The following is a 6,090-nucleotide window of genomic DNA, read 5'->3' as shown; positions in this document are numbered from 1 at the left end:
TCCTGTGCCATCACTAGCACTGGACGCTTATCTTTAGGGTCTCTGTCCTGTAAGATAGTATCTACTTTTTCTCTAAATTTTTTTTAAACTCTTCCTGTTCCTCTTTATCTGCCTGCACATGAAATGGTCCTGGTACTATTTTTCTCCAACCATTTCTCTTAAGAATCCTATAGATTGTCGTTTTATGAATTGGGTGACCCAAAGTCTGCTCAAAAACTTCCTTAATTTCTTTAGCAGTAGCTATCTTACCGGTAAGTTCTCTTTCAATAAATGGTTCTAAAAGTGCTTTTTCTCTCTCTGTTGTCAATCTGTACTCGCCAAAACCCTGTGGTCTCCCTTAGCTTCTCCTTTATCTCTTCTGCTGTCAGATGTTCCAACACTTTCGTCTTTTTCATCATCACTACCCCCATGTTCTATTTTTAGAGATAGTATAGCATAATACTTATTAGATTGCCACTTGGTATTAGGTGATTTCACACTTGACACAGTTTATTGAATATATCCGTAAATTCCTATAGGTTCTTTTTGGGTTTAAACACATCAATACGCTGACAGCGTTATCGCACATGTTGGCAGCAGTCTGTTATCTTTTAACAGGCTGCTGCTATTTTAGTTCAGCCCCCGAAAACTAAAAAATATTTCCCTCTCTTGCATATCCACACTCTCTATCCATACAGTAACCATGCTGCCTATTGAAAACACCTTCTTTGTGTTTTTTCCTCTTAGAGTCAGGTTCTTGTCATCAAACACATAGTAGTCATCAAACATCTGAGAGACCTCCACCATGCCGTCTATGAAGTGGCCATCCAGTCTCACTCTTAGCCCTCTTGCGTTTATTCCCACAATTTTACCCGTAAACTTCTCTCCCACGCTGTCTTTTAAAAACCAAACCCGCAACGCATTTATCGTTTCTCTTTCCGCCTCCTCAGCTACCCTCTCCCTGTGGGAACAGTGAAAAGCTATATCGGATAATTTTTTTAAAAACTCCTTTTGTTTCCCACTGTGAGTCCCCATTGTTAAAGCCTCCCTGAGCACTCTGTGCACAACCAGATCAGGGTACCGCCTTATGGGAGATGTAAAGTGCGTATAGCTAACTGAGGCAAGTCCAAAGTGCCTTTCATTTACTGTTGAGTACCGTGCCTGTTTCAAACTCCTTAATACCAGATAATTAATTACCTCCTTAAAAGGGGTTTCCGAGGCTTTTGCTATTATTTTAGGAAAATCTGAGGCAGATATCCGGTTTTTGCTCCATGATATAGTGCATTTGAGGACTTTTATTATTTCATCGAGTTTTCTTTCATCAGGCGCTTCATGAATTCTGAAAACTGTCGGAATCTTAAGCGATTCCAAAAAGCCGCTAACCGCCTCATTAGCGGCTATCATAAACTCCTCGACGATAAAATGCGCAAAGTTTCTATCCGTTCCGGCTATACTTTGGAGCCCCCCCTGCATATCAAGTATTATCTCAGGCTCAGGCAGATCAAAATCAAGACTGCCCCGCTTAAGCCGCACTGCCCTTAACTTATGGCATAACTCCTCCATAAACTCAAATTCCGGCAAGAGTGCGGCATATTTTTTTCTCTGTCGCTCATTCTTATCAATAAGTATCTCTTTAACCGCGGTATAGGTCATCCTTTCATTGCTTCGTATCACTGAGGGATAAAAATTTGCAGAGCTTCTTGAGCCGTCCTCCCTGAAACACATTTCCGCGGTAAAAGCCAGGCGGTCAACTTTTGGCTTAAGGCTGCACAGTTCCTCAGAAAGCCGTTTGGGAAACATCGGGATTACTCTGTCTGGAAAATAAACCGACGTGCCGCGCTTACGTGCCTCTGTATCAAGAGCACTCTCCCACGGCACAAAGTGGCTTACATCGGCAATATGCACGTAGAGCTTATACTCAAACCCCTCTTTCACTATTGATATTGCGTCATCAAAATCCCTTGCCCTTTCCCCATCTATTGTAACTGTGTTAAGTTCGCGTAAATCCATGCGTTCAGTAATCATATCCGATGTAATGTTATCCGGCAAGGCTTTTGCCTCAGATGAGACAGCCTTAGGGAATCTGACAGGCAGATGAAACTCCTCGGCTATCATGTCTATCTCAGATTTTGGTCCCTCAGGGACTGTCAGGATTTTTGTGATTTTCCCTGTCGGCGGCCTGCTTGAATTTCCATAGTCTGTTATTTCAGCTATTACATTATCGCCGGACTTTGCGTTTAGCGTGTCTTTTTCCGGTATAAACAGGTCAAACATAATTGTCTTATTCTTTGGCTTAAGATAACAAGCATTTCCAACATAATCAACCCGTCCAAAGACCTTATCGCTAACCCGCTCAACCACCTGCACTATGGAGCCCTCTCGCCTTCTGGTGTCCTCCATTCTCACAATCACACGGTCATTGTCCATTGCTCCGTTTGTCTTCCTGCCGGGAATAAAAATGTCCCTCTCTCCGGATTTATCCACAATTACAAACCCATATCCTCCCCTGTGGGCCTCAAAATAACCAGTGGCAAGACCCATCCCCTCTGCAGGCCCGTAGTGCCCGTTTTTGGTTCTCACCACTGCTCCAAGGCGCAACTGTTCCCTAAGATATTTTTTAAGCAGGCGGGTCTCTTTCGATGTTCCACATAGCCGTTTTGACAGCTCTCCAAAGGACTGAGGCTTTTTCATTGATTTTAAATATTTCTTTAATTTCTCTTTGTCTATCATAATAGCCCTCTTCACTGATAGTAATTTAAGAATGGAGCATTGACAGTATTAACTTAGAAAATTATTGCTACAGATCACACAGATAAAAACAACATAAATCCGTTAATGAAGTTAAAAATCCCCGCTATGCCTATAATAATACTGACATACCACAGGGTTTTCTTTTTCATAAGAGCCGATATAGAGCCTATCAGAATAGCTATCTGAAGGAATATGACGGCCATGCCAAATGCCTGGGAATGATTCTTTGCCTCATCGCGCTGCTGTTCAAGTTTTTTAGCCTCGGCAGCGATTGCTTTTTTCTCGCTTTCGTACTTTTTTATCTTCTCACCGAAGGCAGCTATTTTTTCATTGTAGTGTTTTTGTTGAACGTCTGATAGTTTAGGTTCAGAGTATTTTAATTCTGATTCGTATCGGTCTTTCTGTGCCTCGTATATATAGCTTTTTATGCTCTTTGACTGAAAGTACGCCCACTCATCTGATGCCTGTGATTGAAAGAGCAGCGATTTGGTTGAATAGCTGCCACCTTTAAATGTGGACAAAGTGGCCAGGACGGCAAACAGCACTGTTGTCATGGCTAGCCAATTAAGCCATGGTTCCTTTTTTTCTTCTGCCATTATCTAATGCTCCCTACACCACAGTTTTTATATACACATAGACTTCGATATAATTTAAAACAAATTATATAACAAAATCAACAACAACTAACAGGGCAAACTCATTTCAAGAGAAAATAATATTATCCATGTAGTTATCGTTCCACCCGGCTTTAAGTCTTTTATTTTTAACACCTATTTTTGTAGTTTTTTCCTGTTTTAAAATATTTAAGAAAACTGGTTCCCTGGATGAATTAAAAGAGTTTTTGAAAAAAAACGTATAAGTGTCGGGGGATGGCGTTTTAACACCACCCCCCCCTGGATTTATAGCCCTCTGTTAGTATGCAAACTTATTGGTGCCATCCTCGCAGTTATGCCCAACCAGATTACGCTTCGGTGATGTCGTGCCCTGAAAACAGCTCATAGGAACATCAGTGCATGACACAGTTGAAGCCGTTACTCCCCCTCCGAACTCTGTGTCACCAGGTGATGATGTCCCGATAAATGCTAATTTTCCGCTATATCCTGATATTGTGCTTGCCGATACATCCGATATTGTGATTGTAGAAGTACCTGTTGTTAACGTGCTGCCTGAAAATGTCATCAGTTGTGTCGTTTTTGCATCTACGCTAAAGCTGGTACCTGTCGTTTGGGTGGCTGTGCCATTCTCTACTGACATTGTTGTAAACGAACCATTTACCGGACTTGATGATACGTTAGTTACAACACAATAAACCACATTACTTGTGGACGTGTGCAGATATGGCATATAATACGTTGCCGAGTCCGCCTTCGTTTCTATCATTAAACTTACTGTCATCATTATCAGTAACGTTGTCAATGTATATACTATTATTTTCTTCATCTTCTATCGTCTCCTTTTTTTATCTGTCATTCCTGCGAAGGCAGGAATCCAGTTCATATAAAATTAATGTGCATAATAGCTGCTGCCATCATAGCAAAGAATTCCCAACAGGTTTCTTTTAGGGTTTGTTGTCCCCTGAAAACACACCATTCCCATTGTGCTGCATGTTGTGGTGTTATCGTTAGAGGCAAATGTCAGCTTAGTTCCATACATCACGGAATCGCTGGTTGTCCCGCCTGTATTATTAATCAGACTTATTGAGGTTGTTCCTGCTGTTACTGACTGTCCAAGAAATGTAATCATTTTGGTTGCCTTACCCGATACTGTAAATGTTGTAGATTCATACGATTGTGCCGGCTTAACTGCTGCGTTATTTCCCAAAACCATTACATAACCTGTTTGCGTTGACGAGGTCATATTGCTTGCCATGCAATACAGTACCTGCTGTGGGTTTGTTTGTAGATACGGAATGATGTAACTTATGTTTTTAGAACCGCCTGTTGTGGTTAGAGATGTGGTTGTTGTTGTACCGCCTCCTGGAATTGATGTTGTTGTAGTTGTGGCGGCTGTTGTTGTCGTTGTATAGTTACCGCTTGATGATACACCGGTATAGATATAGCCTCCATAAGCTCCAGCAGCGAGTTTTGAACCATCTGATGATGACGTTACACCACCCCAATTTCTGCTACCGGCACTCATTTGTACAGTCCATGTAGTACCAGAATCTGTTGAGGTGTAAATATAGCCACCATTAACAACAGCAATGAGTTTTGACCCATCTGATGATGACGCAATTCCATACCAATTTCCGCTACCAGCGCCAGTTCTTTCCGTCCATGTGGCACCTGAATCTGTTGATGTATAAATATAACCACTACTAACTACAGCAGCGAGTTTTGTTCCATCTGATGATGATGTTAAATCATGCCAATATCTACTACCTGCACTCGTTCGTGCAGTCCATGTGGCACCAGAATCTGTGGATGTATAAATATATCCATTACTATAATCACCAACAGCAAGTTTTGTACCATCAGAAGAAGACGCTGCTGCATTCCAATATCTGCTACCAGCACCAGTTCTTTCCGTCCATGTGGTACCAGAATCGGTTGAGGTATAAATATATCCATTATTAACTGTTGCAGCGAGTTTTGCCCCATCTGATGATGACGTTGTTACAATCCAACTTCTGCTGCCAGCACCAGTTCTTTCCGTCCATGTAGCACCAGAATCGGTTGAGGTATAAATATAACCACTACTAACTACAGCAGCGAGTTTTGTTCCATCTGATGACGATGCTACTGAGTCCCAAACTCTGCTACCGGCACTAGTTCGTGTCGTCCAATTAGCACCATAATCTGTTGATGTATAAATATACCCATTTTGTGCTCCAGCAGCAAGTTTTGCCCCATCTGATGATGATGCCATGTAGTACCAATTTCTACTACCTGCACTTGTTCTTTCTGTCCATGTGTAAGTGTCTGCCGATGCTAAATCAGCAATCCACATGGACGATGCAAATAAAGACATTGTTAAGAGAAATACTAATAAGCCTTTGAAAAACCTCCGTGATTTAAAAACAACCTCCATAAAGCACCTCCTAAAAAATCATAGACAGCTAAGCTGCCACTCTATTTCATTTACAAACGAAGCCTTCCGTTGGAACAATAAGCAAGAGTAGTTAGACGCAGGGATACATCTTTAAATTTGAATGGTAAAATTATTACTATTAAAGGAGAGTTAAGAGAGAGAGAGAGAGAGAGAAGCAAAAACAACGCCATTTCGATTACGAATCAGATATTTCATAAACATAGCTGCTCCATCCCTGAAAAAATTAATTGAATAAGTACACACGCATTGTAAGAAATAAAAAAGAAAATGTCAAGCAAAATATTTTGTTAAAAGTGTAATAATAATTTT

Annotated in this window: 5 protein-coding genes; all 5 read right to left on the bottom strand. The window is 41.1% G+C overall.

Translation table 11 applies throughout. The features are described from left to right. Window positions 1-61: 61 nt before the first annotated feature. Window positions 62-307 carry a winged helix-turn-helix domain-containing protein gene (locus HQK88_17010; protein ID MBF0618501.1) on the bottom strand — a complete coding sequence of 82 codons (246 nt, stop codon included), beginning with the start codon at window positions 305-307 and terminating at the stop codon, window positions 62-64. A 302-nt stretch (window positions 308-609) separates the two neighbouring features. Next, entirely contained in the window at window positions 610-2,709 is a 2,100-nt protein-coding gene (gene rnr / locus HQK88_17005; protein MBF0618500.1) for a ribonuclease R, read from the bottom strand. 74 nt (window positions 2,710-2,783) lie between these two features. Then, a complete protein-coding gene (locus HQK88_17000; GenBank protein ID MBF0618499.1) occupies window positions 2,784-3,326 on the bottom strand; it encodes a DUF4337 domain-containing protein in 543 nt (180 codons plus the stop codon). A 316-nt stretch (window positions 3,327-3,642) separates the two neighbouring features. Beyond that, complete coding sequence (locus tag HQK88_16995) at window positions 3,643-4,170, bottom strand: hypothetical protein (GenBank protein ID MBF0618498.1); 528 nt, start codon at window positions 4,168-4,170, stop codon at window positions 3,643-3,645. Window positions 4,171-4,233: 63 nt separating this feature from the next. Beyond that, window positions 4,234-5,760, bottom strand: coding sequence for a hypothetical protein (locus HQK88_16990; protein MBF0618497.1), 1,527 nt, complete (start codon window positions 5,758-5,760; stop codon window positions 4,234-4,236). Window positions 5,761-6,090 lie beyond the last annotated feature (330 nt).

The sequence above is a fragment of the Nitrospirota bacterium genome (genome assembly GCA_015233895.1).
GTDB lineage: Bacteria > Nitrospirota > Thermodesulfovibrionia > Thermodesulfovibrionales > Magnetobacteriaceae > Magnetomonas.
The sequence above is the reverse complement of the archived record's forward strand: the minus strand, read 5'-3'. Positions and strand labels throughout refer to the sequence as shown.